This window comes from Gardnerella swidsinskii, from assembly GCF_023277705.1.
In the GTDB taxonomy this organism is placed as follows: domain Bacteria; phylum Actinomycetota; class Actinomycetes; order Actinomycetales; family Bifidobacteriaceae; genus Bifidobacterium; species Bifidobacterium swidsinskii.
Genome location: NZ_CP083176.1, coordinates 285,600 through 312,374, shown reverse-complemented (window position 1 = coordinate 312,374; position 26,775 = coordinate 285,600). Strand labels below are relative to the sequence as shown.

The following is a 26,775-nucleotide window of genomic DNA, read 5'->3' as shown; positions in this document are numbered from 1 at the left end:
GCACATGCAGTAGCACGGATGTTAGTGTTCACTAATCAACAGGAATCAGCGTCTGCACAGAGCGCAACTGCAAAACTTCATAAACGTGCATGCGTCCTCGCTCAGTGCGAAAAATCTCAAATCTCTACCACGCTAATATCCACACGACTGAAGGGCAGTGAGTATTGAAATTTAACATAGAGTGTGTGAGTGTATATAAATGTATATCTATGTATATATGCACAAAATAAATGCAATTTATTCTAAACATGTGTTTAGAATCGACGTTAAAAATGTAATCTAGCTTACATTTGCTATATTAATTTTGACCGCAAAAACCTGCCGAAAACGTTGAAATAAAGTCTCGCGGGGGGGGGTTAGTAGGCTATGCATCATAACAGATACATTGCAAAATATTCATATATTAGGTATTATTGAACATAAATCTCAACAAGGGATTCGTGCTTTTGAAAGCTGAGTGGAAGTTTTATATGTATCTGATTGTAGTTCAATCAGCGTTTGATTACTACATAAAGCTCTTCACTAATAAATTCATAAAGACTTATTCAGAGAGAATCGATATTAAGGAGATATCATTATGATAAATTCAAATTCCGGAAAGCACGCACGCAAGGTTACATTGGATGCTGCAGTAAGTAACGCGATTGCGAAGGCTGTGGATGCTCGCAAGGTGGCGGCGTTTACGGTTGGCGCTGCAGGCGTGTTAGCTGGTGCGTCGTTCGCTTTTGGTGCAACTCCGGCAATGGCGGCGGAGGTGAGTGGTACTCCTGATACTAAGCCGGATGTAGCTCAGACGCCTGTGACTGCTGGTGAGAATGCTGGGACTGGTAAGAAGGCTGAAGCTGGCGATAAGAATCAGACTGAAGCTAATAAAGAGGCTGGGTATAAGGCTGAGAATACCAATAAGCAGGCTGAGCAGAAATCCGAGAATACTGTAAATACTGATGGTACTGAAAATAAATCGACTGTTGTAAAGATTCGTGGTAAGCGCTCGTTGCCTGATGCTCAGCCAACCGACGAGACTGCAACTGAAAATCAAGATCGCGCTTCTGATGGTTCAGCAGGTCAAGATCCTAATAAAATTAATCCAGACACAACGGATACCTCTAATACCAAGATTGATATTGACGAGAATAACGCTGACACTATGCCGAACGTGTATGGCTGGGGAAGCTCAGACAATACATACAGCGTAGATGGTGAAAAGCATACTATTACTTTCCATTTTGCAAAGCCAAAAGATGGCAATATTACCAGTATCGCTATTTTCCCTGCTAAGACGAATGGTTTCAATAATGAGAAAAGTGAGAGAGGTATTGATTTTTACTCGAAAAATTCAGGTAAACACCAAGCTTATTCTGGCGAATATGAGTTTACTGCGAATAATGATGGTTCTGCTGACCTTAAGATGATAACTCTTTTTAGGGATGGTAACCTTAATGGAGGCGCTGAGAAGTATACAGCCAGTCGCTCTATTTTCGTGTACGTAACTAAAGATAATAACGAAACTGTTGCTTATAAAACAAACGTATTCCGTGCTGTAACGCTTGTGCCGCCAAAAACTTCCGGCTCTGTGGTGCTTAAGTATAACGAGCAGCTTACTCCTGAAAAGGTTCAATCAGCAATTACTGCCGCTGGCAATATTGAGACAGCGCGTAGTGATAAGAAGTCTGTAAATAATCAGCTTTCTGATAAATTTACAGAAAATATTAACGTAAAAGCTGATGGTGCTTACGACAAGACTGCATTTGAGGCTATTAATAAGGAAACCTCAGCTCAAGGCGCAACGGATAAGACTTACGTAGCTGGCGCGAAGACGCTTAACACCTATATGGTTACGGATTTGGGCTTTAAGTCGCAAGCTATTCCGCTTACGGTTGCGCGCTACGACACGCGTATCGACAAGCCAACTGTTGAAGATCCAACTAACGTTTCGCAAGAAGTAAAAACCGACATCATCAAAAAACTTGCGGCGCTTAACAATGTTGCCCAAGACAAGGTAAGTATCAACGACAAAGGCGAAGCTGTAATCCACTTTGATGGTGTTGATGAAAAGGACGTTCCTAAGATTGCTTTGCGTGACCTTGTGTTGAAGAAGCTTGAAGAAAAGGATGTTACTGTTCCAACTGGCGATAAGGCAGTCTTTGTTGCTAATCCACTTGGCTACTCCAATGCCGAACTTGACCGAATTAAAACAGCTATTTTTGAAGCTAATAAAGGCAATAAAGAGCTTGGTCTTACCAGCACAGATCAGATTTCGCTTTCGTACCTTACTGGCGATCTTACTGCATCTGGTGATGCTAATAAGGGTATCTCTAATGGTCAGGCGGAAAACAAGATTACCGTTAAGATCAAGACTGACAAGTCAGTTGCTGAGTTTACATCTAATGTAAAAGAGAGCAAGCTCACCAAGCTTCCAGACATCCGCAAGGATTACGACGTTACTTGGACTAAAACCAAGATTGATGGTCGCGATACCGACGAAGGTATTTCTTGGAGTAATGATCAGAAGACCACTATTATCTACCGTTACGATCCAACTAAAGCAGAAGAATTTGATACAACAAAGATTCTTGGTTTGCTGAAAGCTAAACCAAAGGATCCAAAGTCTGGTTTGCGCGACCTTACAGGCGGCGAGACGCTTGCCTATGAAGGTACAAGTACTCATTCGCGCAAGTCGCACATGAACTATGCGCTTAATAAAGATGGCGAGCCAACGGGCGAGCTTACGCTTGGCAATATGGGTGGCGCTTATTGGTCTGGGAATCAGAAAGTTTCTAATTCTGACGTAGACCTCGGTGATAATTTATCAATAGCTGGTTCGTATTCATGGGATACAGAGGCTGGCTCTGTAACGGTAGCTGGCAAAAAGGACAAGATTTTCAAGGCGCGTCTGTTTGTTGAGCCGTATGCAATGACATACTATAAGCATGTTTATCTGGAGCAAGGCCGCAATCCAGGCAATACAGCAAAAGCAATTAACGTTATCTTTGTGCCGCAGACGAATCATAAGACGAAAGACCTTTCGGATTCGATTGGCGAGCACAAGACCGAAAACGTTGAGGGCAAGGATGTTCCAACACAGTCGAAGTATTACAACGCGTCTGCTGATAAGAAAGAGGCATATGAAAAGGCATTAAAGACTGCAACAGACTTGCTTGCAACTGTTAAGGACAAGCAAGAAAAAGACCTTACCGAAGAGCAGAAGGCGCAAATCGATAACGCTACGATTAACCTTAATAAGGCACGCGCCGAGCTTGATGGTCCTGACACCAACAAGGACGGGCTGAACGCCTCGATTGAAGCCAACGGCAAGGCCGCTGAAGGTAGTACTGCCGCAACTGGTACACAAGCAACGAACCAGTTCAAGAACGTAAGCGACCCTGACTTCAAGAAGGCAGACGGTTCTGATGATAAGGACAGAAACGAAGCTGCTAAGAAGGCAAAGACAGATTACGACAAGGCTCTTGAGGAAGCTAATAAGGTAAAGGAAGACAAGAACGCCACGCAGAAGGCTGTTGACGACGCTAAGGCTAAAGCTTGATGCTGCGCGCGAAAAGCTTAACGACTTTACCACCAACAAGGATGAGTTGAATAATGCCATCGCTCAGCATGGTAAGGTGAACACGGGCGATGCGTCTAAGCGAGGCGACGAGAAGCTTAAGACCGCCGACCCAACTTACCAGAACTCTAACGAGACAGAGCGCAAAGCCTACGACGACGCTGTAGCAGAAGCAGATAAGGTCTCCAAGGATCCAAACGCTTCTCAAAAAGAAGTAAACAAGGCTATTGATGATCTTAAGAAAGCTAAGGCAGCGCTTGATGCCAACGCAACCGACAAGGCTCCTCTTGCCGCTGCGGTGCAAAAGAGCTTCGATAATCCTGATCCAAACGATGCTACCAAGCAAAGTGTGTTCTACAAGAACGCTAAGGCTAAGACTAACGATTCTGCTGCTCAGCAAGCTGTCACAAATTATGACAACGCGCTAAAGAAAGCTAAAGACGTCCTCGCAGACAAAAACGCTACCAAGAAAGACGTTGAGGACGCTAAGAAAGCGCTTGAAGACGCTGAAGCAGCACTTCATGCCGACAAATACTCTACCGATAAAACCGATCTTGGTAAAGCTATTGCGGACAACTTCAGCGGTTATTTGATGCCAGCCTACTTCAACGCGTTTGATAAAGCGCAAGCAGGCGACGAGCAGGCTAAGAAAGACTTCAAAGCCTATAACGACGCTTATCACGCTGCAAAAGACTTGATGGATGAATTAAATAAGCCTGGGAGCACCGTAGATCAGAAAAAGGTTGATGCGGTTAAAGAGCAGCTAATCGCTGCTCGCAAGATTATTGACACCTACGCAACCGACACCAGCAGACTTTCGGCTGCTGCGCTTAATGACTTTGCAATACAACACAGCCCAGCCTACGCGAATTTGAAAGAACTTGCCGAAAAGCAAAATCCTAGTGAAGAAGAAAAAGCTAAGGTAGAAGCTGCTAAAAAGGCTAAGGAAGCGTATGAAAAGGCAGCAGCGAAACTAACAGCTGCGCTTACTAACACGCTTCCGAAGGATCAAGCAAATGGTCATGATATTCCTGATAACATTATCCCAAAGGAAGATGGCGACCCTAACGATAAGGACTACCTGAAAGACATTCAGGCGCACAAAAACGGTGAGCCGCTGAACAGGGATGTTGACACAATCCTTAAGGAAATGAACGAAGCAGCGAAGGCGCTGGATAAGTTTGCGACTAAGACCGACGAGCTGATTAAGTCGATTAACGAGGACGCAACCACTCATCCAAGCCCTGCGTTTAAGAACGCGTCGCAGCCAAGCTTCCAAAAGCCTGATGGCTCGGGACCGGATGATGCCAAGAACGCTGCTGCTAAAGCGGCAGCAGATGCCTACGGCAAAGCACTCAACGAAGCCAAAGACTTGCTCAAGAAGCCTGATGCTACGCAAAAGGAAGTCAATGATGCGTTGAAGAAGCTTGACGACGCTCGCAAAGAGCTTGACAAGTACAACACCGACACCACCAAGCTTGCGGAAAGCGTAAAAAAGCACGGTTCTACAGAGGGTCCTGCGCCTACGGAAGGCACGCAAACTTCTGATGCGTATCGCAATGCGTCTGATCCTCACTTCTTAACTGCTGATGGCAAGCCTGATACTAAGAAAAATGATGATGCCAAAGCGGCTAAGAAGGAGTATGATGAAGCTTTAACAAAAGCTCAGGAGCTTTTGAAGAAGCATGATGATAAAGACACGCCACTAGACGCGCAGCCAACTCAAAAAGAAATCGACGACGCACTGAAGACTCTTGACGAAGCTCGCAAGAAGCTTGAGGATAACTATAAGACTGTTACTACTGGTCTTGAGACAGAAATTAACAAGTCTACTGCTGAACATGCTCCTGCTGTTACTGAAGGCGACTTTGAAGCTACTCCAGAGTTCAAGAATGCTCAAGCTAAGACAAGCGATGGTAATGAAAATGCAGACGTTACTGCTTACAAGAATGCTCTTGCAAATGCTCGCAAGTTAGTAAGTGATGCAAAGGATACAAACAAGAAGAACAGCGAACGTCCAACGCAACAGCAGATTAACGATGCGTTCGATGCTCTTACTGCAGCTAAGAAGCAAATTACTGACAACTACAAGACGAATTTTGAAGCGTTGACTTCTGCCAAAGACTTTGCAGATGATGGCTTCAAGAAGACGCCTGAGTACAAGAATGCTCTTGCTAAGAAGACTGCTGGTGATCCAGGTGCTACAAATGACTTGGGTGAAACTGGCAAAGACACTGGCTTCGAGAATGTTCTCAATCAAATCAAGCAGAAGCTTAATGATGATAACTGGAAGAAGACAGCAACTCAGAAGTCTGTAAACAACTTGCTAAAGAAACTGCAAGCAGCTCAAGACAAGATTGCTAACAACTACAAGACTGATGCAAAGCTTCTTGAAAACGAAGTCGGCGATAAGGACGCACAGGGTCAACCTGTAACACCTCCATTCGAGGCGTCGGTTGAGTACAAGAATGCGCTTGAAAAGAAGAACGCTGGTGACGCTACTGCAACGGAAAAGCTTAAAGCTTATGCCGAGAAGCTTGCTAAAGCAAACGAGCTTATTGAAAAGGTCAAGAATCCTGATCCAAACGCAAAGCCAGAAGATCGTCCAACTCAGAAGCAGGTTGATGATGCTCTTGCGGCTTTGAAGAAGGCCAAGAAGGATATCGACGACAACTTCAAGACCAAAGTCGACGCTCTTAAGAAAGAAACGAAAGAGCTTAAGGACGACGGCGGAGCTAAGCCAGACACCGAGAAGTTCGAAAAGTCTACCGAGTACCAGAATGCTCTTGCCAAGAAGGGTGCTGACAGCAAGGATAACGCAGACATACAAGCGTACAATGACGCTTTAGCGAAAGCCAATGAACTTCTTGATCTATTCGACGAGAGTGGCAATCCAAAAGCCAACATTCCAGCTGGAAAGCAACTCCCAACTCAGCAAGAAGTTGACGAGGCTCTTAAGAATCTGAAGGAAATTAAGGATAAGATTACTAAGAACTACGTCACCAGCCCGCATGACTTGCAAGAAGAAGTTGATAAGTCGAAGGGCGGAGATACTGACACCAGAACCGACGTGTTCGAGAATACTCCAGAGTTCAAGAATGCGACTGCTAAGGGTGATGACGCTGCTAAGAAAGCTCTTGACGACTATAACAAGAAGCTCAAGGCTGCCAAGGATCTTCTTGATAAGTTTGATCGCACTACTGGAAAGCCAAAGACTGATCTTCCAGATGGTACTAAAGTCCCAACTCAAAAGCAACTTGACGATGCTCTAAAGGATCTCCAAGCCGCCAAGAAGAAGATTGCCGATGATTACAAGACTGATTCTTCCAAGCTGAAAACAGAAGCAGATGCTGATGCTAAGTTCCGTGATTCTGTATTCTTTATGATTGGAATGACTGAGGATATTGACGCCTATAACAAGGCTTTGGCTGAGGCTAACAGTGTGCTTAAGGATCCGAATGCTACTCAGGCTGAGGTTGACGCGGCTTTGAAGAAGCTTCAGGCGGCTAAGTATAAGATTAATCACCCGTTTGGCATAGGCAGTGGTGTTGGAAGCGGTAGCGGCTATGATGCTGATGCTAGTGATTCTCAGAGTGCTTCGGTTGATAAGACTGCTTTGAGAGTTGAGGTTAATAATTCTGAAGCAGATTCTTCTGCTGCGTCTAAGGCGAATACTGCTGCTGCTAGAGCTTATGTGAGTGCTTTGGCTGAGGCTAAGCGTGTGCTTGCTGATAAGAATGCTACTCAGACTCAGGTTGATGCCGCTTTGAGGAATCTTAAGAACGCTAAGGCTGCGTGGCGTAATGCTTCTGCTAATGCTAGTGGTCTTGCTAAGACGGGTGCTGCAACTGGCTTGTTTGCAAGTCTTGCTGCAATCTTCTCCGGTCTTGGTGCTGCTGGCGTAGCTTCTCGCCGTCGTAAGCACTCTAACGAGTAGTCTATCGCGTAACTAAAATCCCTCGCAGGTTATCTTCCGATAATCCGCGAGGGATTTTTGTTTCTTCATGCTGCTGCACATGCTGTTCCTGTAGCTTTGCGCCAGTGCTTTGCAAACGGTGACTATTTGTTGCTTAAAGAACACTAGCGTCCGTGCTGAGCGAAGACATGCTCGCGCGGGTAACGCGCTCGCTACGAAACTCGCGTTGGAAGTCCACTGGACTTCCAACTTAAGCGAGTTTCCGCTCCGAGTTGCCTTCGCGCGCTAAATCGCAGCGCGAAAGCAGGTCGTCGCACACATCACGCCAGGCACTCATACTACACACTCCGCATCAGCTTAGTTGCAGGAATATTAGCGTGGTGAGATTTGAGATTTTTCGCACTGAGCGCGGCGAACGTCAGAGCCGCAGGCTGCTGATTCGCCAAGCGAAGAAGAAAAATCGAAAAATCTCTGCGATAGACACGGTTATTAACGATTAAATACGCAGAGTTTGGGGGATTTCTTTACGAGCACTAAAAGAGGACTGATGGAGCAACGTTCGTAGAGAACAAAGTATGCATGAGAGTCTTTAACAGCCAAAGCGACTGAAGGACGGGACGTGCGAGGAGAGAAATCCCCCAAAACTTGCGCCACGTTAAGAATGATGCCTAAAACTCGCCACGCTATGAGCGCGAAAGCAGGTAGTTTCGCAGCCTTGTACACCACCACAATGTAAAGTTGCGGTATGGAAAGTGCGAACATAACAGATAGTGCAACTACTGAAACCAACTGCAACGAAAGCTGCACAAACTCTTCCGCACTCACCTCAAGAAGCCTTATTAAAGCCGGTTTTTCTCGCCCGGATGCCGCACGTTGCGCAATGATAGCAATATGCAAAAACTGCAATAAAATATCTTTTGAAACACTACTAAGAAGCGCGCTTACAGTTGAAGATCCAGATTCTGCATTGCTTTCATTGCAAGATTTAAGTGAAGCATACCCCGAAATAATAAATAATATTTCAACTTCAAATTCGCAAGTATCTGACTCATTAACAAGCCTAATGCAAGTATTAGGTGCGTCTAACGCGTTGGCAATGCTTATGCGCACAAGACCTAATCTTATAAAAGCCGCTGCAAACGACCCGAATCATCTTTTTGCAATGACTAGGGAAGAGCGTGTAAAAGACTTACTCGAGGCAATACAAGCGTATACTGCAACAGTTGTTTCTTCTGAAAGCAGCAATTCCAACACAATTTACTTAACATCACTCGGCTTTGCGCAAGCAGTTTCTGCGCTTCGTGCGCGCTACCGTGAGCATGTTGCTGCAATTATGGCAGCTGATTTAGCGAGCACTGACCCTGTTGAAGTGCAGCCAGATATTAGTCGTAAGCTTTCCGACGCTGCCGATGCTGTTTTAGAGGCAGCGTTGTCTATTTCGCGCGGACAGGTTACTGGTTCTTCCGCATGCAGATTTGCGATTATTGCTATGGGTAAGCTTGGCGCGCAAGAAATTAACTACGTTTCCGATATTGATTTGATTTACGTTGTGGAGCCTGCGGATTTAAGCAACAAGCAGAACCAGGATGCTGCTTTGCGTGTTGGTGCTTCTATGGCGATGGTTTTGCAAAAAGTATGCCAGTCGGTGGTTATGGGCTCTGTGGAGCCTCCACTTTGGCAGATTGATACTGCGCTTCGCCCGGAAGGTAAGGATGGCCCTCTTGTTCGTAGGCTTGATTCTCATAGGGAATATTATGAGAAGTGGGCGAGTAGCTGGGAGTTTCAAGCGCTTTTGAAGTCGCGCCCTGCAGCAGGGGATGCGGATCTTGGAAAAGCTTATCGCGATATGGTCGAGCCGTTTATTTGGAAGGCTTCTGGTCGTGAGCATTTTGTAGCTGACTGTCAGCATATGCGTCAGCGTGTGGAGTCGCTTATTCCGGCTTCTCAACGCGATTTGGATATGAAGCTTGGTCGCGGCGGCTTGCGTGACGTGGAGTTTACTGTGCAAATGTTGCAGCTTGTGCACGGAAGTGAGGATGAGTTGCTTCGAGTAAGGGATACTATTTCCGCTTTGCAAACGTTGGCTCAAGGTGGCTACGTCTCTAGGTCTCAGGCGGCGCTTTTGGCAGAACACTACCGTTTTGAGCGTGTTCTTGAGCATCGTCAGCAAATGTGGAGTATGCATCGCACGCATTTGTTCCCAGATTTGGGTGCGCAAGGAAACGGCGGCTTGGATCGTGCGCGCACAATTTCTACAGAGCAGCTTAATAATAATGAGCAGATTTGCCGTCTTGCTCGTGCTGTGCGGCTTCGTCCGGAAGAGTTAGTTGCGCGTTTTGATAAAGCTCGTCGTGAAATTCGGCACTTGCATAAGGATATTTACTACCGTCCGATGCTTCCTATTAACGCTCAAACGGATGCGGATCCTATTGTGCTTTCGCCGGAGGCTGCTCGCGCGCGCTTTGCTTCTATTGGTTTTGCGGATGCTCGTGCAGCACAGTTGCATGTTGAAGCGCTTACGGAGGGGCTTTCTAGGGCTGCTAAAATTCACAGAATTTTGCTTCCAGCAGTGTTGAAGTGGCTTGGCGATGGGCAGAATCCAGATATGGGTTTGCTTGCGTGGCGGCGTCTTGCTGAGCGTTTTGGCGGAAAGAACACGTATCTTGGTTTTTTGCGTGATTCTCCTTCTGCAGCTCAGCGTCTTTGCCACGTTTTGGCGGATTCGCGCTATCTTGGCGACGCTATGATGCAGTCGATGCAGTCTATTACTTGGCTTGGTGACGACGAAGCGTTATCTGCTCGCGATAGGGCAAGTCTCGACATGCAAACTAGTGCTATGGTTGCGCGTTATGCAAGTAATATTGAGGATTTTGCGCAGTCTTTGCGCGCGCTTCGCCGGCAGGAAATTGAGCGAGTTGCTTTAGCTTGGATGTGTGGTCTAATTGATGACGATACTTCTATGCTTGCAATGAGTGATGTGTTTGATGCTATTTTAGATGCGACTTTGCAATGGTCCATGCGTGAAGCTGTGTCAGTCATGAATTTGAATGCTCCTCAAGCTGAAATTGCTATTATTGCTTTAGGTCGCTACGGTGGTAAAGAAGTAAACTTCTGTTCTGACGCAGATATTATGGTAATTTACAAGCCGGTTGGTGAAGATTGCGATTTAAACGCAGCTCACCGCTTTGCGCAAAAAACTGTAGATATTTTGCGTAATATTTTGCAAGGTCCTCTTACACTTGAACCAAAAATCATGGTCGATTTGGATTTGCGTCCGGAAGGAAAAGACGGTCCGCTTGTTCGCTCGCTAGAATCTTGCGAAAAGTATTATCGTCAATGGGCTAGCACTTGGGAGCATCAAGCGTTGTTGCGAGCGCGTTTTGCTGCAGGTTCTAAGGAGTTGGCGGATGCTTTGCTTAACGGAGTTGTAAACGAATTGCGTTACGCTGCAAATCCTCTTAGTGAATCTCAGCTTGCTGAAATTCGTAAGCTTAAAGCTCGCATGGAAGCGGAGCGTTTGCCTCGAGGTGTGAGTAGGGACAGGCATTTGAAGCTTGGTCGTGGCGGTTTAAGCGATGTTGAGTGGACTGTGCAATTGATGCAATTGCAATATGCTTCAAAGCATGAGTCTTTACGAGTAGTTGGAACTATGCAAGCGTTGAAAGCATTGCAATCTGAGCATTTTATAAGCGACGAGGATGCTGAAGTTTTAAGCCGCTGCTGGCATATGTGTTCCGCGGTGCGCAACGCAAACTTCTTGTGGTCTGGCTCAATGGCTCGCGCAGATATTATTCCAACTGACTCGTATTCTTTGGGCGGAATTGCAACTTACCTTGGCTACGAGCCGAACCAGGGCCGCGTTTTTGAAAACGATCTTTTAGCAACTATGCGTCAGTGCCGTGAAATCATGTCTCGTCTTTTCTACGCTCGCTAATTTCTCAATCTTTAGTCGCTTCACATTTATTGTTGCATTCTCTTCTTTAGGTTATAATTGCAGGACGGGAGGTGATTTTAATGAAAAATGCAGTAATGAGTAATAATGTAAAAGAAAGAGCCAACACTTCAGTTTTTTATGCTGATGTTTCTGCGCCTATAAAACAAGCAGTCAGTGGTGAAAATTTAGAAGAAAATGACGAATTATTATCTACTGGTTTTGCTGCAAAACTTATGCATAGTTATAAGCAGTCAGTTTCTGGTTTAGTGCGTCCGTATGCGGATGTTTTTGCTGAGTTAGAAAAGGGCTTGTAATGAGTTCCTTTGATATTCTTGTTACTCAAGATGCAGAAAACGATTTAAAAAATATAAGAGACTATATTGCATCTAATATCTCTAAGAAAACTTCCGTAAGAATTTATTAATTTTATTAAATCTAGTATCGAAAGACTGTCTCTTTTTCCTCAGTTTGCACCTGTAGTTAAGTATGAGCCTTGGAATTCACTTGGTGTGCGTCGTATTATTGTAAAGAATTTTCTTGTTTATTACAGAGTTGTTTTAGAAGAAAATACAGTTTATATTTTGAAGGTTACTTATGGTAAACGTAATCAACAAACTGTATTGGAACAAATAGATTTATTGGATTAAGTACTTATTAAATGTTGCATAATAAGTTATAGTTCTCCGCCACTCCGGGGGTGGGGGATTCGTCAACGCTAATCAGTAGAATTACGTAGGTCGCGTGTGGTTGCGACCGTCTTGCCAATTGACGGAAGGTGAGCGGTACTTATTATGACGAACGCAATTTCTAGTTCTTTGCATCAAACTTTTTCTCGCAGCACAATTGCAAATTCTCTAGCTGGCAAAAGTGTTGTTACATTAGATGATATTTCAACTGCGCAAATACGAATGCTCTTAGACAAAGCGCGATACATTGATTCGCACCGTAAAGAAGTGGCTCACACTTGCGATGGCAGAGTGTTGGCCACTCTTTTTTATGAGCCGAGCACGCGCACTCGCTTAAGCTTCGAAACAGCAATGCTGCGTTTAGGTGGAAAGGTAATCGGTTTTGCAGGTGCGCAACTTTCTAGTGCAAGCAAGGGTGAAACTGTAAACGATACTTTGAAAGTCGTGTCTAACTATGTTGATGTTGTTGCAATGCGTCACCCAAAGGAGGGTGCTGCTTTTGTTGCAACGCAAGCTGTGAGCACGCCTATTATTAACGCAGGTGACGGCGGCCACATGCACCCAACTCAAACTCTTGCAGACTTGGCAACTATTCTCGCGCGTTTTGGTCGCCTTAATAATCTCACTGTCGGTTTGTGCGGCGACTTAACTTATGGACGCACAGTTCACTCGCTTATTGAAACTTTGTGCCGCTTTGGAAACGTTCATTTTGTGCTGATTAGCCCGGATGAGCTTAAAACTCCGCAGTACGTAATCGACCGTATTATTGACACTCCTTCGTGCACTTATGAAGAAACTCGCGACTTGATGGAAGTTATTGGCAAGCTTGACGTGCTTTACATGACTCGCGTGCAAGAAGAACGTTTTACGGATCGCGAGCAATACTTGCGACTTCGTGACACGTACATTTTGACTGAAGAAAAATTGCAAAAAGCAAAGTCGCATATGCCTGTGCTGCATCCGCTTCCTCGAATTAACGAGATTGCTGTTGACGTTGATGATGATCCTCGCGCAGCATACTTTGAGCAGGTTAAAAACGGTATGCTTATGCGCATGGCTTTGGAAAGTTCCGTTCTTGGAGACGAGCTTTGCGGCTACGAGCCAACTGATTTTGTAAACGTGCCAGAAGACGAATTGCGAGCAGTTGACGCACACGGAATTTCTTTGGCGGATCCTCGCGTGCACGTAACGGACGTGAATGTGCCTGAAGATCTTACTTGCCCGAATCCTCGTTGCATAACAAACAGTGAGCTAACTCTTAAACGCAAGTTCTACAAGGCTGATTCCGTAAGGCACGAGTATCGCTGCATGTATTGCGACGAAGAAGCAGAAACTAAATAAAAAATTTAATAATATTATTGTATAACTGTAAAAATTACGCAAAACCAGGAGTGAAATGAACGAATCAGGCACCTTAACTTTGCGCAATATCTCTGTGTGGGATACTGGCGAACGTATTGATCTTATTGTTGATGGCGTTCGTCAGGATGCCCTTATAGAGCAGAATGCGCGCGTTACTGGCGACATTGACGCAAGCGATTGGGTTGTTGCTCCTGGTTTTGCAGATCCGCATGTACATTTTAGAGATCCAGGTCAAACAGCAAAAGAAACAATGATGACAGGCAGTGAGGCTGCTGCGGCTGGCGGTTATACGCAAGTTTTGATTATGCCAAATACTGTTCCTGCGGTAGACGGTGAGCCTTGGGAAGATGCTCCATTTGATGTAGAAAATGTAGTTGACTATTTGCAGCGTTATGGTTGCATTTACGGCGTAAAATTGCCAGTTCGCTACGATTTGAGCGTGTGCGCATCATTGGGGCGTAAAGGCTTAAAACCAAGCAATATTGAGCTTTGGAAAAAGTATGTTGCTGGAATCGACGACGACGAAAAAACTTCTCCTATGAAAAAGCACCCGATTACTGCTATAAGCGACGACGGTGCTGCAGTACCTGAACCGATTTTGCGAGATGTGTTAGCTATGGCAAAACAAACTGGTTTGCCATTCGTGGAGCATTGTGAGCATCATGATACGGGAGCTGTGAACGAGGGTCCGATTGCAAAAATGCTTGGTGTTGGTGGAATTCCAGCTTCTACTGAGCTTGCAATTGTTCAGCGAGATATTGATGCTTCCCGAGAAACTGGCGTACATGTGCATTTCCAGCATGTGAGCACTGCTGCTGCGTTTGAAGCTATTCGTAAGGCAAAGAAAGAGGGTTTGCCGATTACTTGCGAAACTGCGCCTCACTATTTAGCTTTGTGTGATGAGGATGTTTTGCGATATGGTGCTATGGCTAAGATGAATCCTCCTCTTCGTTCAAAAGCGGACAGGCAAGCAACGCTCGCTGCTATTGCGGATGGCACAATTGACATGATTGCAACAGATCACGCGCCTCACACTGCGGAAGAAAAGTCAGGAGATTTTGCAAGCACTCCTAACGGAATTATTGGGCTTGAGTGCGCGTATGGTGTGTGCCACAAAGTGCTTGTTGATGCAGGATATACGGACGATAAGCATTTAATCGAATTGATGGCAGTAAATCCAATGCAATTGATGAGCAGAAGACCTACTGATATTGCGGCTTTGCTTAACGTTTCTTCGCGATGCGCAAACAAGCGAACGCTGCGTTTAAGTATTACTGAGCACCCTGAAAACGTTGATTTAGTGCTGATTAATATGCGCGAAAATTGGGCGGTTGACGCAAATTCGTTCCATTCAAAAGCTCGAAACACTCCTTTTGATGGATGGCAACTTACAGGCAGACCTGTTGCGACGATTATTGGTTCAGAAATTGCTTTCTCGAGAATGTGATTGATTAAATATAAATTTGGAATGGTAGTAAATTATGGACGAACTTATTGAAGCGATTGCAGCCAAGCAAAATCCTAGTGTTGTGGGCTTGGACCCTAAGCCAGGTATTGTACCAGCCGAAATTATTAGCTCTCTTGCGGACGAAGTTTTGCAAGAAGTAGAAGGCGAGGATGCGCTGCCAACGCTTTTAGCTACAGCTTATTTTGAGTTTAATCGCGCTATTATCGACGCGGTTGCAGATTTTGTGCCGGCTGTAAAGCCGCAAATTGCGATGTACGAAGCACTAGGTTCCGCTGGAATGGACACGTACGCAATGACTTGCGAATACGCAAAATCGCAAGGATTAGTTGTAATAGGTGACGCAAAGCGCGGAGATATTGGCTCTACAGCTGGTCAGTATGCTGCTCATTTAAGCGGTTTCGCTAATCTTTCTTCATATTTTGAAGACGAAAATGCTACTGGTAACGCGCTTCCTCAATCTCTTAAAAATCTTCTAAAAAGCTCTAAAAATCTTGACGTTTGGCATGAAGATTCGCTTACAGTAAACCCTTATATGGGTTCGGATGGCGTGAAGCCTTTTATCGATGAAGCGGTAGCGCACGATAAAAGCATTTTTGTGCTGCTTCGCACTTCGAATCCTTCTAGCAAAGAGCTGCAGGAGCTTATTTTGCAAGATGGCAAGCCAGTGTATGAGCATATGGCTGATTTGATTGAGAACTGGGGTGCTTCAGGCATTGGTAAGCACGGTTATTCAAGAGTTGGTGCAGTTGTAGGTGCCACGCATCCGCAGGAGGGCAAGCATTTGCGCGAGATTATGCCGCACACTTTCTTCTTGGTTCCAGGCTATGGTGCTCAAGGCGGTACTGCTCAAGATGTTGCTGGAATGTTTGATGCAAACTCTGAAGGTGCTATTGTCAATTCTTCTCGCGGTATTATTGGTGCTTGGAAAAAGTCTGAAGATTACGCTAAAAATCAAGGTCATATGTCTCTCGATGACATTCTTGATATTGTGCGTGATTCTGCAACTGTTGCTGCGAAAAATATGCGTGACGACTTGCGCAATGCAGTGTATCGCTAGTATGTATAACTAAAATAAATATAACTAAAAATATAATTAAAATTAAAAATAAAACGCAACGGTACAAAACACATACAAGGGTAGGGGAAACCACATGAGTGATGGCATGTTTATTCCAACGCGAAAAGCCTCTGGAAACGCCATAATTACGTTACGTGAAGACGCTTTTGATTCTTCCGGCTCAAGTTCTGCAGACGAAAGCAATAATGCAAAATATTCGCGCCTTTGGGGGCGTAGAGCTGTAGAAGTACTCAATAATGAGAAGCTAGACGAAGGCGTGTACCGTTTGACTTTGCGAGATTCTGAGATTGCTAAAAAAGCTGCTCCTGCGCAATTTGTGAACTTGTATTCCCCTGATCCAACTGCTATGCTTCCGCGTCCTTTTGGAGTTGCAAGCGTAGAAGGCGATACTTTTACTTTGATTTTTGCTGTGATTGGCAAAGGCACTGCTAAGTTTGCTGAGCTTAAGCCAGGAGATAGCATTGACGCTCTTGGACCTTTAGGACTTGGCTTTAATATTTCCAAACCTGCACATTATCTGTTGGTCAGTGGCGGCTTGGGCGTGCCACCTATTTTGTGTGCTGCTCAAACGCTTTCAAAGCGTGAAGATTCTAGCGTAACGGCAGTGCTTGGCTACCGTAACAAGCGTTTTGCTGATGATTTAATGAAAGAATATATTTCAGACGTACACAGTATTACAAATGCTGAAGGAACTGTTATTACACTTCTTGACGAACTTGAAAAAGTTAAGCATTTTGATTTCGACGACGATTTGCCAACTGTTATTTTGTCTTGCGGACCGTTGCCTATGATGAAAGCTGTGGCTCACTGGGCGCATGAAAGAAATATTGAGTGCCAGCTCAGTTTAGAAGCGCGTATGGGCTGCGGATACGGAACTTGCGTTGCTTGCGTTGTTGACACTTTGGAAGGCAGGCTGAAAGTTTGCAACGACGGTCCTGTTTTTGATGCGAATCGTTTGGGTTGGGAGTAAAAAATATGAGTGCTGTAAATAATGCCGAAAATAATTCTGTAAATAACGCAAATTCTGCAACAAATTCCGCTGAAACTTTTGGCTTTGACACAAGCCACGTGTGGAAGCATCCAACTCAAGTTGCAGGCGTTAAGTGGAAAAACATGGTTGGAACTGCTTCTGGAACTTTCCAGCTTGCAGCTTGCCGACGCTTTTACGACGTAAGCCAACTTGGCGCAATTTGCACAAAAGGCGTTTCACCTGTTCCGTGGGAAGGAAATCCTTCTCCGCGCACTGCAGAGTCTCCTTCTGGAATGGTAAACGCAGTTGGATTGCAAAATCCTGGCGTTGACCACTACTTAGTAGACGAGCTTCCGAAACTAAAGAAAATGGGAGCGCTTGTTATTACTAATGTTGCAGGGCACAGTGACGACGATTATGCGCAAGTTGTTGAAAAGCTTGCAGATTCTGCTGCAGACATGCTTGAAATTAACGTAAGCTGCCCAAACGTAACTCACGGCGGAATGAGCGTTGGCACGGATCCGGTGGCGCTTCACCGCTTAATTAAGCGACTTCGCGCAATGACAGATAAGCCAATGATTGTAAAAATGACGCCAAATGTGACGGATATTGTTTCGATTTGCAAAGCTGCTGTTGACGCTGGTGCGGATGCTCTTAGCATGATTAACACGCTTGTTGGTTTGCGAATTGATATTCGAACCGGCGAGCCGATTATTGCAAACCGTACGGGCGGTGTTTCCGGTCCTGCAATCTTCCCGATTGGTCTTGGATTTGTGTGGAGAGTTCGTCAAGCTATGCCAGATATTCCAATTATTGGCATTGGTGGCATTGATTCCGGCGAAAAAGCTTTGGAATACTTGTATGCTGGCGCTAATGCTGTAGAAGTTGGTGCTGCCGCTTTGGTGGATCCTACTGCTCCTATTCGCATTGCTCGCGAGCTTGATGATTTGCTTGATTCTCGTCCAAAGCTTGCGTCTTTACTTGCCGAAGGAAAGACTTGGCGCTGAAATTAAGTATTTAAAAAGTATTTAGAAAGTATTTAAAAATATTTTAAGAAAGAGAGCTAATTATGGCAGAATTAGACGAACGTTTTACAAAGTTTTTGCTTGATTCAGGCGCGCTTAAATTTGGTGACTTTACACTGAAATCTGGTCGTCAATCACCTTATTTTATTAATGCTGGCGCTTTTGACGACGGCATGAAAATCGCGAGCTTAGGCGCGTACTATGCTCAGCGCGTTGTTGCAGCAATCGAAGACGGCAAACTTCCGCAAGATATCGACACTGTTTTCGGTCCTGCTTATAAGGGCATTCCGCTGGCAGTTTCTACGGCAATGGCTTTGACGAATAATCACAATATGCCTGTTGGTTTTACTTTCGACCGCAAAGAGCGAAAGGACCACGGCGACGGCGGAATTATGGTTGGAAAACCGTTAAAAGACGGCATGAAAGTTCTGCTTGTTGACGACGTAATGACTGCTGGAACTGCAGTTCGCGAAACTTTGCCGAAGCTTAAAGCGGAAGCAAATGTGCAAGTTGTTGGCTTGATTTTGGCAGTAGACAGAATGGAATGCACGAAAGACAGTGAACTTTCTGCAGTAAAAGCAGTAGAGCAGGAGTTTGGTTTCCCAGTTTTGCCAATTGCAAATGTGCGCGAAATTTTCGCTGCAGCAGAGCGTTTAGTTAATGCTGACGGTAAGCCAGTTATGGATGAGGAATTAGCTTCGCGCGCTGCAGATTACTTGCGTACGTATGGTGCGTAACTATCTTCTACAATTTCGGAACCAAACGGCCACAACGCAAGTTTTGCCATTTTGAAAGATTGTATGCCAAATGGAATGCCAACAATTGTGCAGCAGCAAATGAATCCTGAAATGATATAGCCTAATGCAAGCATTGGTCCAATGAAAAATACAATCCATAGTATGTTCCAAATTGTGCTAGTGCCGCCTCGGTAAATAACGTGTTTTCCAAATGGCGTGAGTGTGAGCTTTGCCATTTTGAATGCTTGAATACCGAATGGTACGCCAATAACGGTTATGCAAAGAAGGAAACTTATAAGTAACCAGCTTGCAGCAATGAAGAGACCGCCGAATATCAGCCACACAATATTGCCAAGAAGTTTCATATTATTAAGTATATAATTTCGCTGCTATTGGTACACGAATGCATAAGTTGACACTTTGTGGCATAATAAGCAAGGTTTATTTCTTAGCTGCTTAATTTGCAGCCTATTAGCGAAAGAAACGGGTAACTCGTGGCACAGACTACCAATGATATTAAGAATGGATCGGTTTTGAACCTTGACGGTCAGCTTTGGACCGTCGTTAAGTTCCAGCACGTGAAGCCAGGCAAGGGTCCTGCTTTTGTGCGTACCACCATTAAGAACGTGCTCTCGGGCAAGATTGTCGACAAGACTTTTAATGCCGGCATGAAGATGGAGTTCGAGACCGTTGATAACCGCACGTTGCAATATTCATACGAAGATGGCGACAACTTCGTCTTTATGGATATGACCACTTACGACCAGGTTTATATTCCTAAGGCTTTGGTTGGCGAGCAGAGCAAGTATTTGCTTGAAGGCACCGACTGCATCGTAAGCTTCCATGACGGCACTCCTTTGAGCGTTGAGCTTCCAGCTTCAGTGATTTTGACTGTTACTCACACTGAGCCAGGCTTGCAAGGCAATCGTTCTAACGCTGGTACTAAGCCTGCAACCGTGGAAACCGGTGCTGAAATCCAGGTTCCGCTCTTCGTGGGTGAAGGCGAAAAGGTGAAGGTCGACACTCGTGACGGCTCTTACCTTGGTCGTGAAAACTAAAGAATTAATTATCTAATTAAAATAATTAGTTATCTAATTAAATTAGCTATTTATTTCTCAATAATTTTTTATAGTGTGACCCGGTGGCGATTATTCGTTGCTGGGTCGCGTAATTTTTGATACAACTTTATTAAGTAATTTTTATACGTTACACAGAAGGGCGTTACGATGGCACGTTCTACCGCTCGTAAAAGAGCTTTGAATACGCTGTATGAGGCGGATGAGAAGAATCAGCATATTCTTTCTTTGCTTGAGGAGCGAGTTAAGGAGCCTGGCGCTCAAACTCCGCTCCCAGAGTACGCTATTGAGATTGTTCGAGGCGTAGGAGAGCGACGTAACAGAATTGACAAGACACTAAACCGCTATTCGACTGGCTGGAAAGTTGGCAGAATGGCTGTTATTGATCGCAATATTTTGCGCATTGCGGTGTGGGAAATGCTTCTTAATGATGAGATTCCAGATAAAGTTGCTATTGACGAGGCTATTGCGCTCGCAAAAATGTATAGCGATGACGAAGCTATTGCGTTTATTCATGGCTTACTAAGCGCGATTATGGCAGATAAAGACGCTTGCTTGGCAAAGTTTAACGGCGAATCTTCTCCTGAAGACGCTGCTACGGAAGAGTCTACGGAAGAAGCTGCTGCCGAGTAAGAAGCAATAACTATCGCCGGCGCGTCGCCCGTCCGCCAACCTGAGTAGACTTACCACGAATATCCTAAAGCCATAAGGGGGTTAAGGTGGATTACAACGACACCTTTGCCGGATTCGGCAGTGATGATGCAGTATTGGTGTTGGAGGATGGTCAGGTTTACGTTGGTAAGCCTTTCGGTGCGCAAGGTTCTACGCGCGCTGAGATTGTGTTCTCCACGGGCATGACTGGTTATCAAGAAACATTAACTGATCCAAGTTATGATCAACAAATCGTAGTTCAAACATTCCCACATATAGGTAATACGGGAATGAATCATGAAGATCCAGAATCTGCCCACATTTGGGTTGCAGGTTATGTGGTTAAGGAGCCGAGCCCAGTAGTTAGCAATTGGCGAGCTGAAGGTTCCTTGGAAGACGATTTACAAAAGCAAGGTATCGTTGGCATTAGTGGTATTGATACTCGAAAGCTGGTACGTCATTTACGCTCGGTAGGCGTTATGCGTGCCGGCATTTTTTCTAATAAGGCCCTGGTTGATCCGTCAACCGGGGCTTTTCGTACCGTTGCTTCTTTCGTTGACGAAATTAAGCAAACTCCTCAAATGCAGGGCTTGCGCTTAACGGATGAAGTCAGTACTAAAGAGACATACACGATTGAGCCTTGCGGTGATTTTGAAGGAAAAGATCCGCTTTACACGGTTGTAGCAGTTGACTTTGGTATTAAATCTATGACTCCTCACCGTTTGGCTGAGCGCGGCTGCCGCGTGCATGTCGTAAGCTCCTCAATAAGCTTCGAATCGCTGCAAGCTCTTAACGTGGACGGCGTATTCTTCTCGAATGGTCCTGGAGATCCTGGCCAAGCAAATCGCGAAGTTGATCTTTTGCGCAAAGTTTTGGATGCAGGATACCCGTTCTTTGGTATCTGCTTTGGAAACCAGTTGCTTGGTCGCGCGCTCGGCTTTGGCACTTACAAGCTGAAGTTTGGTCACCGCGGTATTAATCAGCCTGTAAAAGACGTTACAACCGGAAAAGTGGAAGTTACAGCTCATAATCACGGCTTTGCAGTGGACGCTCCTCTTGACGGTCCTGTCCAATCTCCTTATGGAAACGGTCACTTTGGTCGCGTGCTAGTTTCGCATATTGACTTGAACGACAATGTTGTAGAAGGCTTACAATGCCTTGATATTCCAGCGTTCTCAGTGCAATATCATCCGGAAGCTGCAGCAGGCCCGCACGATGCTTCCTATCTATTTGACCGTTTTGTGCAATTGATGCGCGAAAACACTCGAAAAAGCAAGTAAGATTTTAAGATTTACGGAAAGAGAAGTTTACTATGCCAAAACGTACTGATATTAAGTCGGTTATGGTAATTGGTTCCGGCCCGATTGTTATTGGTCAGGCTGCAGAGTTTGATTATTCCGGAACGCAGGCTTGCCGAGTTCTTCGCGAAGAAGGCATTCGCGTAATTTTGGTCAACTCTAACCCGGCTACGATTATGACCGACCCGGAACTTGCGGACGCAACATATATTGAGCCAATTGACACTTCGATTTTGGAGCGAATTATTGCAAAGGAGCGTCCGGATGCGCTTCTTCCAACGCTTGGTGGTCAAACTGCACTTAATGCTGCAATGGATTTGGGTCGTGCAGGAATCCTAGAAAAATATAACGTTGAGCTTATTGGCGCTTCTTTGGAAGCAATCGACCGTGGCGAAGACCGAGAGCTTTTCAAAAAAGTCGTTGAAAAAGCCGGAGCTGAGTCAGCAAAATCCTTTATTGCTCACTCGATTGAAGAAGTAGACAAAATTGTTGAAACTTTAGGATACCCGGTAGTAGTACGTCCAAGCTTCACAATGGGCGGCTTGGGCTCTGGTATTGCTCATAACGAAGAAGAGCTTCACCGCATTGCAGGAGCCGGCATTCACTATTCTCCAACAAACGAAGTGCTTATTGAAGAAGGCATTGAAGGCTGGAAAGAGTTTGAGCTTGAACTTATGCGCGACGCAAAAGATAACGTCGTAGTTGTTTGCCCAATCGAAAACGTCGATCCTGTAGGCGTGCACACTGGCGACTCGATTACAGTAGCTCCTTGCTTTACGCTTACAGACCGCGAGTATCAGAAGATGCGCGATATTGGTATCGCTATTATTCGAGGCGTTGGCGTTGACACCGGTGGTTGCAATATTCAGTTCGCAATCAACCCTCAAACTGGTCGCATTATCGTCATCGAAATGAACCCGCGTGTGTCTCGTTCTTCCGCGCTCGCATCTAAAGCAACTGGCTTCCCAATCGCAAAAATCGCAACGAAACTTGCTTTAGGCTACACTTTGGATGAAATTCAAAACGATATTACGCGTTCAACTCCTGCAAGCTTCGAGCCAACAATCGACTATGTTGTAACGAAGATTCCGCGCTTTGCTTTCGAAAAGTTCCCAGGAGCAGACACCACGCTTACAACTTCTATGAAGTCGGTTGGCGAAGCAATGGCTTTGGCTGGAAACTTCCAGGAATCCCTTGGAAAAGCAATGCGCTCAATCGACAAGCGTCACGCGTGCTTTAGCTGGGATGGCGAGCGTCCAAGCAAGGAAGAAGTTAATAAGCTTCTTGAAGAAATGCATACTCCAACCGAGCATCGCTACTTGCAAATCCAGCGCGCGCTTTGGGGTGGAGCAACGCCAGATCAAATTTTTGTAGCAACAAAAATCGACCCTTGGTTTGTAGAGCAGCTGGCTCAAATTAACGAAACTGCGCTCGCAGTTCGTGAAGCTGAAACCTTAACTCCTAAAGTTTTGAAGCGTGCTAAGCTTGCTGGTCTTTCGGACGTGCAGATTGCGCATTTGCGTAATCTTGGCGACGAAGGCGAAAACATGGTTCGTGAGCTTCGTTGGGCTTACGGTTTGCGCCCTGTTTACAAGACTGTTGACACTTGCGCAGCTGAGTTCGACGCAGCAACTCCGTACTACTATTCTTGCTACGCTGACGAAAGCGAGTTGAAGAAGCGCGATCGCGAAGCTGTGATTATCCTTGGCTCTGGTCCAAACAGAATCGGCCAGGGTATTGAGTTTGATTACACTTGCGTTCACGCTGTTCAGGAATTGGGCAAGGATTACGACACCATTATGGTTAATTGCAATCCTGAAACAGTTTCTACAGATTACGACATGTCTGACCGCCTTTACTTTGAGCCTCTTACTTTCGAAGATGTGCTTGAAATTTACGAAGCAGAAAAGAAGCTTGGACCTGTTAAGGGCGTGATTGTGCAGCTTGGTGGCCAAACGCCACTTTCGCTTGCTGCTCGTCTTAAAGCTGCAGGAGTTCCAATTTTGGGAACGACTCCTGAGGCTATCGATTTGGCTGAAAATCGTGAGCTTTTCGGCGAAGTTCTTCGTCAAGAAGGCATGAACGCTCCTCGATACGGCACAGCTTTAAGCCTTGAGGAAGCAAAAGATGCAGCTCACGCAATCGGCTACCCAGTTCTTGTGCGTCCAAGCTACGTACTCGGCGGTCGCGGAATGGAGATTGTGTACGACGACGCTCAGCTTGCAAAGTATGTTGATCGCGCATTGGATGAAGCTCGAGCAGACACTGTTGTTTCTGGCCGCTTGCCTTCGCCGCTTTTGATTGATAAGTTCCTTCAGGACGCTATTGAAATTGATGTTGACGCGCTTTACGACGGCAACGAGCTTTATATTGGCGGCATTATGGAGCATGTTGAGGAAGCTGGCGTGCACTCTGGTGACGCTGCTTGTACTCTTCCTCCAAGCACGCTTTCGGACGATCAAATTCGCCGCCTTCGCGAAGGCACGCTTTCGATTGCGCGCGGCTGCTCAGTTCGCGGTCTGATTAACGTGCAGTACGCTTTTATGGCAAACACTTTGTATGTAATTGAAGCAAATCCTCGAGCGTCTCGTACTGTTCCGTTTGCTTCTAAAGCTACTGGTGTTGCTCTTGCTAAAGCTGCTGCTCGAATTATGGCTGGTGAAACAATTGCACAGCAGCGCAAGCGTGGACTTCTTCTTCCGCAAGGCGATGGTGGTGATATTCATCCAGGTCAGCAAGTTGCTATTAAAGCTTCTGTGCTGCCGTTCAAGCGTTTCCGCACTCCTGTTGGTCGTACGGTTGATATTTTGCTCGGACCAGAAATGCGTTCTACCGGCGAAGTTATGGGCTTCGATCGTGACTTCCCACATGCTTTTGCTAAGAGCCAGCTTGCAGCATACAAGGGTGGTTTGCCTACCAGCGGCAACGTGTTTGTGTCTGTAAGTGATGCAGATAAGCGTCAACTTCCGCTTCTTGCAGTGCGATTAGTGGAGCTTGGTTTTACGATTTGGGCTACTGAAGGTACAGCTTCTGTGCTTCGTCGTTATGGTATTGATTCCGTGATTGTCGATAAGCTTTCTAGTCAGGGCGACACGGCGAAGGATATGCCAAATAGTGAGAAAGCACATGAAAGAATCGGTAAGAATGTTGTAGAGCTTATCGAAAATGGTAAGATTGATATGGTATTGAATACGCCGAATTCAAGGGGATCGCGCACTGATGGTTATGCCATTCGTGCAGCAGCTGTAGCAGCTGATCTTCCGCAATTCACTACTATTACCGAATTCGCACCAGTATTAATGGCTATTGAAGCTGTTAAGAACAACGATTATCAGGTGATGAGCATACAAGAACATGCTCAGCAGTTGTTTGCAATTGAACAGGCAGAAAGTCAAGAAAGTCGGGCTTAATACATGACCGAGAGCATTCGTGATCAAGAAGTGCAGGCGCAACGATCCGATTTTGGTTTGCGTTTGAAGAACGCTATGGCAAAATATGGACCATTGTGTGTTGGAATCGATCCTCATCGCAAAATGCTGCTTAATTGGGGATACAACATGGATGCTCTTGGAGCTGAACTTTTTTCTATGCGCATGCTGCAAGCTATGAATGGTAGGGCAGCGGCAGTTAAATTCCAATCCAGCATGTTTGAGCGCTATGGTTCTAAGGGTTTCGCAGCGCTTGAGCGTGTGCTGTATGCCGCTCGTCAAATGGATATTATTACTATTGTTGATTGCGGTCATGGAGGATTGTCTACTACTATTTCTGCGCTTGCAGACGCATATTTTAAGCCTGGAGCTCCGCTTCTTGCTGATGCTATTACTTTGCTTCCTTATTATGGTGCACGTTCTATGGGCGGCTTAATTAACGAAGCTCTTAATAACGGTCGCGGTGTTTTTATTGCGTCTCTAACTTCTAATCGCGAAGGCGCAAGTTTGCAAACTGCTATTAGGCAAAGCGGAACTTACCGCGGAACTACTGTAGCTCACGGAATTGCTCAAACGGCTCAAAGTTTTAACAATAAAACTAAAGGAATGGGTTCTGTTGGTTTAATTGTTGGAGCGACTATTGGCGACTGGATGAACGGTGGTGGAATTGACGTAACCAGTTTTACTGGTCCAATTCTTTCTCCTGGTTATGGGTGGCAAGGTGCAGAAGCTGACGATTTAAAGCGTGTTTTTGCTGGTACACATGGTAATGTATTGGTAACTGTTTCGCGTTCGATTGCGTCGCATGGTCCAAATATTGGTGAACTTTCGGCTGCAACTGAACGCATAGCATTGGATATTCGTCAGGCTCTTGTTGATTCAGGCGAATGTGTGTAAACGAGAGGTAAACAAATGGGTGCCACGGATGAGACTGCAGTTTCGCAGTCTAGACGTCGATTAATCGTATTAACGGGTCCTACTGCGGCTGGTAAAGGCACAGTAGAAGGCATACTTCGTGAGAAGCATCCACATATTTGGCTATCTGTTTCTGCTACCACTCGTGCGCCTAGACCTGGTGAATTTAATGGTATTCACTATTGGTTCTTAGATGAAGAAGAATTTGAGCGTCGTAAGCGTAATGGCGAATTCTTGGAAACTGCGCTGGTTCATGGCATGGCTCATTATGGCACCCTTCTTCAGCCTGTTTTGGATCATCTTACGCAAGATATTCCTACTTTGTTGGAAATAGATTTGCAAGGAGCTAGGCGTGTAAAACAAGAGGCAGCTCGTCTTGGATTAGAAGTCGTGTACGTGTTCATTGCGCCTCCGAGCTTTGAAGAGCTTAAGCGTCGTCTTATTGGTCGTGGTACTGAAACTCCTGAGCAGCAAGCAAAACGTTTGGAAACCGCTAAAGTTGAGATTGCTGCAGCTAAAGAGTTTGATGTTGTTATTGTGAACGATAATGCTGAGCGTGCCGCAGATGAACTGTGGAATGTTATTGCAAGCGAATACGACTTATAGTTAAAACTTACGCAATATCCAATCGATAGCATATAATAAGCCTTTTGGAACTATTGTGGCACC

16 protein-coding genes and 1 pseudogene are annotated in these 26,775 nt (G+C 45.4%); 16 read left to right on the top strand and 1 reads right to left on the bottom strand.

What is annotated here, in order from left to right; genetic code table 11:
• Nucleotides 1–577: 577 nt before the first annotated feature.
• From K9E37_RS01265 to pyrE, 10 genes and pseudogenes are all read left to right on the top strand, one after another.
• A pseudogene (locus tag K9E37_RS01265) lies at nt 578–7,499 on the top strand (peptidase).
• A gap of 724 nt (nt 7,500–8,223) precedes the next feature.
• Nucleotides 8,224–11,412: a bifunctional [glutamine synthetase] adenylyltransferase/[glutamine synthetase]-adenylyl-L-tyrosine phosphorylase gene (locus K9E37_RS01260; RefSeq protein ID WP_102703165.1), complete on the top strand. Its 3,189-nt coding sequence runs from the start codon at nt 8,224–8,226 to the stop codon at nt 11,410–11,412.
• Between the two features lie 80 nt (nt 11,413–11,492).
• The gene (locus tag K9E37_RS01255; protein WP_004108587.1) at nt 11,493–11,726 is read left to right on the top strand and encodes a hypothetical protein; all 234 of its coding nucleotides are present in this window, start codon (nt 11,493–11,495) and stop codon (nt 11,724–11,726) included.
• A 105-nt stretch (nt 11,727–11,831) separates the two neighbouring features.
• On the top strand, nt 11,832–12,059 hold the full coding sequence (locus K9E37_RS01250; protein ID WP_318255951.1) for a type II toxin-antitoxin system RelE/ParE family toxin: 228 nt from the start codon (nt 11,832–11,834) through the stop codon (nt 12,057–12,059).
• A gap of 144 nt (nt 12,060–12,203) precedes the next feature.
• Nucleotides 12,204–13,439 (top strand): aspartate carbamoyltransferase, encoded by a 1,236-nt coding sequence (gene pyrB, locus K9E37_RS01245; RefSeq protein ID WP_116994676.1) that lies wholly within the window; start codon nt 12,204–12,206, stop codon nt 13,437–13,439.
• 55 nt (nt 13,440–13,494) lie between these two features.
• Nucleotides 13,495–14,907: a dihydroorotase gene (locus K9E37_RS01240; RefSeq protein ID WP_116440465.1), complete on the top strand. Its 1,413-nt coding sequence runs from the start codon at nt 13,495–13,497 to the stop codon at nt 14,905–14,907.
• 34 nt (nt 14,908–14,941) lie between these two features.
• A complete protein-coding gene (gene pyrF / locus K9E37_RS01235) occupies nt 14,942–15,985 on the top strand; it encodes an orotidine-5'-phosphate decarboxylase (protein ID WP_004108594.1) in 1,044 nt (347 codons plus the stop codon).
• Nucleotides 15,986–16,079: 94 nt separating this feature from the next.
• Nucleotides 16,080–16,976, top strand: a complete 897-nt coding sequence (locus K9E37_RS01230; RefSeq protein ID WP_248893399.1) for a dihydroorotate dehydrogenase electron transfer subunit — start codon at nt 16,080–16,082, stop codon at nt 16,974–16,976.
• A 5-nt stretch (nt 16,977–16,981) separates the two neighbouring features.
• On the top strand, nt 16,982–17,983 hold the full coding sequence (locus K9E37_RS01225; RefSeq protein ID WP_119522732.1) for a dihydroorotate dehydrogenase: 1,002 nt from the start codon (nt 16,982–16,984) through the stop codon (nt 17,981–17,983).
• A 62-nt stretch (nt 17,984–18,045) separates the two neighbouring features.
• Nucleotides 18,046–18,738, top strand: a complete 693-nt coding sequence (gene pyrE / locus K9E37_RS01220; RefSeq protein WP_116440463.1) for an orotate phosphoribosyltransferase — start codon at nt 18,046–18,048, stop codon at nt 18,736–18,738.
• Here the strand turns inward: pyrE and K9E37_RS01215 are convergent.
• Complete coding sequence (locus K9E37_RS01215; protein ID WP_248893397.1) at nt 18,714–19,103, bottom strand: YccF domain-containing protein; 390 nt, start codon at nt 19,101–19,103, stop codon at nt 18,714–18,716. The two genes, pyrE and K9E37_RS01215, sit on opposite strands and share 25 nt — an antisense overlap.
• A gap of 129 nt (nt 19,104–19,232) precedes the next feature.
• Between K9E37_RS01215 and efp the strand changes: the two genes are divergently transcribed.
• The 6 genes from efp (at nt 19,233) to gmk (ending at nt 26,712) form a co-directional block, all read left to right on the top strand.
• Nucleotides 19,233–19,796, top strand: coding sequence for an elongation factor P (gene efp / locus K9E37_RS01210; protein WP_116440461.1), 564 nt, complete (start codon nt 19,233–19,235; stop codon nt 19,794–19,796).
• Nucleotides 19,797–19,964: 168 nt separating this feature from the next.
• Nucleotides 19,965–20,447 carry a transcription antitermination factor NusB gene (nusB, locus tag K9E37_RS01205; protein ID WP_004106395.1) on the top strand — a complete coding sequence of 161 codons (483 nt, stop codon included), beginning with the start codon at nt 19,965–19,967 and terminating at the stop codon, nt 20,445–20,447.
• 86 nt (nt 20,448–20,533) lie between these two features.
• The gene (gene carA, locus K9E37_RS01200) at nt 20,534–21,745 is read left to right on the top strand and encodes a glutamine-hydrolyzing carbamoyl-phosphate synthase small subunit (protein WP_004108613.1); all 1,212 of its coding nucleotides are present in this window, start codon (nt 20,534–20,536) and stop codon (nt 21,743–21,745) included.
• 32 nt (nt 21,746–21,777) lie between these two features.
• Entirely contained in the window at nt 21,778–25,173 is a 3,396-nt protein-coding gene (carB, locus tag K9E37_RS01195) for a carbamoyl-phosphate synthase large subunit (RefSeq protein WP_076002918.1), read from the top strand.
• Between the two features lie 3 nt (nt 25,174–25,176).
• Nucleotides 25,177–26,088: an orotidine-5'-phosphate decarboxylase gene (gene pyrF, locus K9E37_RS01190; RefSeq protein WP_004106386.1), complete on the top strand. Its 912-nt coding sequence runs from the start codon at nt 25,177–25,179 to the stop codon at nt 26,086–26,088.
• Between the two features lie 15 nt (nt 26,089–26,103).
• Nucleotides 26,104–26,712 (top strand): guanylate kinase, encoded by a 609-nt coding sequence (gmk, locus tag K9E37_RS01185; protein WP_012914263.1) that lies wholly within the window; start codon nt 26,104–26,106, stop codon nt 26,710–26,712.
• Nucleotides 26,713–26,775 lie beyond the last annotated feature (63 nt).

Coding starts and splice junctions, on each gene's coding strand:
- K9E37_RS01260 (WP_102703165.1), top strand. CDS start 8,224: ATGGAAAGTGCGAACATAACAGATAGTGCAACTACTGAAACCAACTGC.
- nusB (WP_004106395.1), top strand. CDS start 19,965: ATGGCACGTTCTACCGCTCGTAAAAGAGCTTTGAATACGCTGTATGAG.
- K9E37_RS01215 (WP_248893397.1), bottom strand. CDS start 19,103: ATGAAACTTCTTGGCAATATTGTGTGGCTGATATTCGGCGGTCTCTTC.
- pyrF (WP_004106386.1), top strand. CDS start 25,177: ATGACCGAGAGCATTCGTGATCAAGAAGTGCAGGCGCAACGATCCGAT.
- K9E37_RS01230 (WP_248893399.1), top strand. CDS start 16,080: ATGAGTGATGGCATGTTTATTCCAACGCGAAAAGCCTCTGGAAACGCC.
- K9E37_RS01225 (WP_119522732.1), top strand. CDS start 16,982: ATGAGTGCTGTAAATAATGCCGAAAATAATTCTGTAAATAACGCAAAT.
- K9E37_RS01255 (WP_004108587.1), top strand. CDS start 11,493: ATGAAAAATGCAGTAATGAGTAATAATGTAAAAGAAAGAGCCAACACT.
- pyrE (WP_116440463.1), top strand. CDS start 18,046: ATGGCAGAATTAGACGAACGTTTTACAAAGTTTTTGCTTGATTCAGGC.
- K9E37_RS01240 (WP_116440465.1), top strand. CDS start 13,495: ATGAACGAATCAGGCACCTTAACTTTGCGCAATATCTCTGTGTGGGAT.
- gmk (WP_012914263.1), top strand. CDS start 26,104: ATGGGTGCCACGGATGAGACTGCAGTTTCGCAGTCTAGACGTCGATTA.
- carB (WP_076002918.1), top strand. CDS start 21,778: ATGCCAAAACGTACTGATATTAAGTCGGTTATGGTAATTGGTTCCGGC.
- pyrB (WP_116994676.1), top strand. CDS start 12,204: ATGACGAACGCAATTTCTAGTTCTTTGCATCAAACTTTTTCTCGCAGC.
- pyrF (WP_004108594.1), top strand. CDS start 14,942: ATGGACGAACTTATTGAAGCGATTGCAGCCAAGCAAAATCCTAGTGTT.